5 protein-coding genes, 1 pseudogene and 1 riboswitch are annotated in these 4,718 nt (G+C 73.5%); all 6 genes and pseudogenes read left to right on the top strand.

Annotated elements, in window-relative coordinates; all coding sequences use genetic code 11:
- Positions 1–112: 112 nt before the first annotated feature.
- On the top strand, positions 113–1,171 hold the full coding sequence (locus VLF38_RS01720; RefSeq protein ID WP_325269564.1) for a 2,3-butanediol dehydrogenase: 1,059 nt from the start codon (positions 113–115) through the stop codon (positions 1,169–1,171).
- A 78-nt stretch (positions 1,172–1,249) separates the two neighbouring features.
- Positions 1,250–1,360, top strand: a riboswitch (TPP riboswitch).
- A gap of 91 nt (positions 1,361–1,451) precedes the next feature.
- Positions 1,452–2,321 (top strand): annotated as a pseudogene (locus VLF38_RS01715) (FAD-dependent oxidoreductase); the annotation flags it as partial.
- 128 nt (positions 2,322–2,449) lie between these two features.
- Positions 2,450–2,653, top strand: a complete 204-nt coding sequence (gene thiS, locus VLF38_RS01710) for a sulfur carrier protein ThiS (protein WP_325269562.1) — start codon at positions 2,450–2,452, stop codon at positions 2,651–2,653.
- Positions 2,654–2,655: 2 nt separating this feature from the next.
- On the top strand, positions 2,656–3,435 hold the full coding sequence (locus VLF38_RS01705) for a thiazole synthase (protein ID WP_325269561.1): 780 nt from the start codon (positions 2,656–2,658) through the stop codon (positions 3,433–3,435).
- Positions 3,432–4,016, top strand: a complete 585-nt coding sequence (locus VLF38_RS01700; protein WP_325269560.1) for a thiamine phosphate synthase — start codon at positions 3,432–3,434, stop codon at positions 4,014–4,016. The genes VLF38_RS01705 and VLF38_RS01700 overlap by 4 nt, the downstream gene beginning before the upstream one ends.
- An 11-nt stretch (positions 4,017–4,027) precedes the next feature.
- A partial coding sequence (locus tag VLF38_RS01695; protein ID WP_325269559.1) for a hydroxymethylpyrimidine/phosphomethylpyrimidine kinase occupies positions 4,028–4,718 on the top strand: 691 nt, incomplete at its 3' end.

The raw sequence follows: 4,718 nt of genomic DNA, 5'->3' as shown, positions 1-4,718 counted from the left end.
GGGTCTGAGGGCACCCGCCGTCGACGAGCCCGCCGTCGAGCTGCCCGCCACCGAGCCGGCCCGCCGGTCCTCCCGCCTGTCCTGACCCCCATCCTCGAAGGAGAGAAGAACCATGAAGGCAGCACGCTTCCACGGCCGCGGTGACATCCGCATCGACGAGGTCCCCGAGCCGGCGACCCTCCCCGGCACCGTCAAGGTGGAGGTCGAGTGGTGCGGCATCTGCGGCACCGACCTCCACGAGTACCTCGAGGGGCCGATCTTCGCCCCCACGCCCGACGCGCCCCACCCGCTCACGGGGGAGAGCTATCCGATGCAGCTCGGCCACGAGTTCGCCGGCGTCGTCGTCGAGCTCGGCGAGGGGGTGACCGACCTCCGGATCGGCGACCGCGTGGTCGTCGAGCCGTACATCGTCTGCGGACGCTGCGACGCCTGCCAGCAGGGTCGATACAACGTGTGCGCCACGCTCGGCTTCGTCGGCCTCTCCGGAGGCGGTGGCGGGTTCAGCAGGTACGTCGTCGCCGAGCGTCGCTGGGTGCACCCGCTCGGCGAGCTGGGCACCGACGTCGGCGCGCTCGTCGAGCCGCTCGCCGTGGCGTACCACGCCGTACGGCTATCGGGGGTGCAGCCGGGACAGACCGGCCTTGTCTTCGGCGCCGGGCCGATCGGCCTGGTCACTGCCGCATCGCTGCGCGCGGTCGGTGTCGAGGACGTGATCGTGGTCGAGCCCGCCGCGGTGCGGAAGGCGAAGGCCCCCGGAGCCGGTGCGAGCGAGATCATCGACCCCCGCGACGGCGACGTGGTCGAGGCGGTGATGGAGCTGACGAAGGGGCGCGGTGCCGACGTCTCCTTCGAGTGCGCAGGCATCGACGCGGTGCTCGCCTCGGCGATCCGGTCAACGCGGGTCGGCGGCACCGTCGTGAACCTCGCGATCTGGGGCCACGAGGCCTCCGTGGCGATGAACGATCTGGTCTTCCGCGAGGTCAACGTCGTCGGCAGCCTGGCCTACTGCAACGACCACCCGGACACGATCCGTCTCATCCAGGACGGCAAGGTCGAACCGCACCAGTTCATCACCGGGCGCATCGGCCTCGACGACATCGTCGAGAAGGGCTTCGAGGAGCTGATCGCCAACAAGGAGGAGAACGTCAAGATCCTGGTCCAGCCCTCCTGAGGACCGCTGCGCGACGGGCACCTGCCGAGGCGTGAACGGCCCCCTCGGCAGGTGCCCGCCGGTCTTGCTACTGTGGCTCCAATCCACCACGGGAGTCCGCGGCAGCGGGCTGAGATGGGGCTGAGGCCGCTCCGACCGTTGAACCTGATCCGGGTCATGCCGGCGAAGGAAGCGAGGAGCTTTCCGTGTATTCCTGTTTGTGTCCCCTGGTCGATCCGGCCGCCCCTGACCGCGCCCCTGTGGGGCCGGCGCCCGTCCCGTCCCCGTGAGGATCCGCGTCCTCGGGGCCGGGATCATCGGCCTCGCCTGCGCGGACGAGCTGCTCCGTCGTGGTCACGACGTGGAGGTCGTCGACCCCGCGCCCGGCTCGGGTGCGTCGTACGCCGCGGCCGGGATGCTGGCGCCGGCCGGCGAGCTCTGGCACGGCGAAGCCGAGCTCTTCCGACTCGGGCGCGCCTCGGCCGAGCTCTGGCCCGGGTACGCCGCGCGCCTCGGCGTTCGGCTCGCCCGGACCGGCACGGTGCTTGCGGCCGCTGACGCGGGGGACCTGCAGGAGGTCGACCGCCAGCTCGCGCTGCTCGCGGCTGCCGGTGAGCGCGCGGAGTCGCTGACGCGTCGCGAGCTCACGGCCCGCGAGCCCGGCCTCGGCCGGGTGCTCGGCGGCGCCCACCTGCCCGACGACCACTCCGTCGACCCGCGCTCGGTGGTGCGCGCCCTGCTGGCTCGGGTGCCGGTGCGCGCGGAGCGCTCGGACGTCCCGTGTGACATCACCGTGCTGGCGACCGGCGCGCACCTCCCCGCGCCGTACGCCGACCTGGTCCGGCCGGTGCGGGGCGAGATCATCCGGGTCCGCGCGACCGGGACCGGCCAGGCGCCCGTCCACACCGTGCGCGGACTGGTCCACGGCATGCCCGTGTACGTCGTGCCCCGCGCCAGCTCCGACGAGGTCGTCATCGGCGCCACCTCCGAGGAGCACGACACCCCACCGGTGCCGACCGTCGAGGGCGTCTTCCGGCTCCTCGAGGCAGCGCGCGTGCTCCTCCCGGCGCTGGATCGTGCGGAGGTCGTCGAGGTGACGGCCCGCGACCGCCCCGGCACGTGCGACAACCTGCCGCTCGTCGGCCGGGTCGCCGACGACACCTGGCTCGCCGCCGGGCACTTCCGCCACGGCGTCCTGCTCGCCCCGCTCACCGCGCGGCTGCTGGCCGACGACATCGAGGGATCGGACCCCGACCCGGTTCTGGATCCGCGCCGCTTCACCGCTCAGGAGGTCCGCGCATGACCGCCGCGCTCAACGTCGTCATCAACGGCTCGCCGCAGGCGCTGACCGCCGGCACGACCGTCGCCGACCTGCTGCCCACCGATCCCCGCGGCCACGCGGTCGCACGCAACGGCACCGTCGTGCTCCGCGCCGACCACGCCACCACCCCGCTCACTGAGGGCGACGTGATCGAGATCGTCGCCGCCGTACAGGGAGGATGACCATGTCCGCCGATGCACTCGTGATCGCGGGGGAGAAGCTCTCCTCCCGCCTCTTCCTCGGCACCGGGGGCTTGCCCCGGCCGGCACTCCTGGAGCCGGTGATCGCGGCCGCACAGCCAGCGCTGGTGACGGTCTCCATGCGCCGCGCGCCCGGCACCGCCGAGGGCGGCGTGCTCGAGACGATCCGTCGGCTGGGCATCAAGGTGCTGCCCAACACCGCCGGATGCCGTACGGCACGCGAGGCCGTGCTCACCGCCGAGCTCGCCCGCGAGGCACTCGAGACGGACTGGGTGAAGCTCGAGGTGATCGGCGACGAGGTCTCGCTGATGCCCGACGCGATCGAGCTGCTCGAGGGTGCGGAGACGCTGGTCCGTCAAGGCTTCAAGGTGCTGCCGTACACGACCGACGACCCGGTCCTCGCCCGCCGTCTCGAGGACGCCGGCTGCGTCGCGGTGATGCCGCTCGGCTCGCCCATCGGCTCTGGACTGGGCGTGCTCAACCCCTACGCGATCGAGGCCGTGCGTGCCGCCGTCTCGGTGCCGCTGGTGCTCGACGCCGGGGTCGGCACCGCCTCCGATGCCGCGCTCGCGCTCGAGCTCGGCTGCGATGCCGTGCTCGCTGCCACGGCGATCACGCGCGCCGACGATCCGGTCCGGATGGCCACCGCCCTGCGGCTCGGCGTCGAGGCTGGCTGTGCCGCGCGCACCGCCGGCCGGATCCCGCGTCGCGCGACTGCTCGCGCGTCGTCGCCGGTCACAGGGCTGATCGGTGGGGCGGTGTGAACCTGCCGCGGCTGCTCCTGCTCACGGACCGCTCCCAGCTCCCGCTCGGCCGATCGCTCGTGCGCACCGTCGAGGAATGCGTCGCGGCTGGTCTGACCCACGTGGTGGTCCGTGAGCTCGACGAGACCGAGCTCGGGCGGACCGCCCTGGCTGCCGCCCTGATGGAGGTCGGCGCGACGGTGATCTCTGCGCACACAGCGCTCTACGGATCCACCGGCGTCCACCTTCCGTCGGACCCTTCGGTGCTCCCGCCGTCCGACAGGCCGTGGGGCCGCTCGTGCCACAGCGCGACCGAGGTCCACGTCGCAGCCGCCGCCGGGGCGTCCTGGGTGACGCTGTCGCCGTTCGCGTCGACGGAGTCGAAGCCGGACTACGAGCCCGTCGACGGGGGCGAGCTCGCTGCGAGTGCGGCGGCCGGCGTTCCGGTCTATGCGCTCGGTGGCATCACTCCCGACAACGCTGCCGAGGCGATCGGCGCCGGGGCCGACGGGATCGCGGTCATGGGCGCGGTCATGCGAGCGGCCGACCCCGGGGAGGTCGTCCGGAAGCTCCTCGACGTCGTGGAGGACGCACCGTGGTGAGGCGACCTCTGATGAGGCGAGCGGCGGCGACACCGCCCGCAGGCACCCCGCCCGTCGCGCTGGCGATCGCCGGCACCGACTCCGGGGGAGGCGCCGGCATCGCCGCCGACCTCGCGACGTACGCCGCCCTCGGTGTCCACGGCGCCGCGGTGGTGACGGCGGTGACCGCCCAGGACACGACGGGGGTGCACGCGATCCACCCGGTGCCGTTCGACGTGGTCGCGGCCCAGCTCGACGCCGTCCTCTCCGACCTCGAGCCAGCCGTGGTGAAGACCGGCATGCTGGCGACCGCGGATGCGGCGCGGCTCGTTGCTGGCTGGTGCGCGGGTACGCCGACCCGGCCGCTCGTCGTCGATCCGGTCCTGCGGGCGACGACGGGGGCCACCCTCGCCGGCGTGGAGCTGCTGGCGGCCTGTCTCGACGTGCTGCTGCCGGTTGCCACCGTCGTCACGCCCAACGCAGCCGAGGCGCGGGCTCTGCTCGGGCTGGCTGCGGATGACCCGAGCGAGGCGCGCGACCTCGCTGAGGGGCTCGCCGACAGGCTCGGCGGCCCTGCCGTCCTGGTGACCGGCGGCCCGGAGGTGGGAGGGGACGCACCCCGTACCTGCTCCGACTGGCTCGTGCGTCCCGGCTCCGCGCCGGTTCTCCTCCAGCACGTGTCGGTCGCGACCTCGAACGACCACGGCACGGGGTGCACCCACG

This window comes from Nocardioides sp. (assembly GCF_035481145.1).
GTDB lineage: Bacteria > Actinomycetota > Actinomycetes > Propionibacteriales > Nocardioidaceae > Nocardioides.
The sequence above is the reverse complement of the archived record's forward strand: the minus strand, read 5'-3'. Positions and strand labels throughout refer to the sequence as shown.

Bases quoted from the DNA above. Each gene is read 5' to 3' on its own strand.
- VLF38_RS01720 (WP_325269564.1), top strand. From the start codon at position 113: ATGAAGGCAGCACGCTTCCACGGCCGCGGTGACATCCGCATCGACGAG.
- thiS (WP_325269562.1), top strand. From the start codon at position 2,450: ATGACCGCCGCGCTCAACGTCGTCATCAACGGCTCGCCGCAGGCGCTG.
- VLF38_RS01705 (WP_325269561.1), top strand. From the start codon at position 2,656: ATGTCCGCCGATGCACTCGTGATCGCGGGGGAGAAGCTCTCCTCCCGC.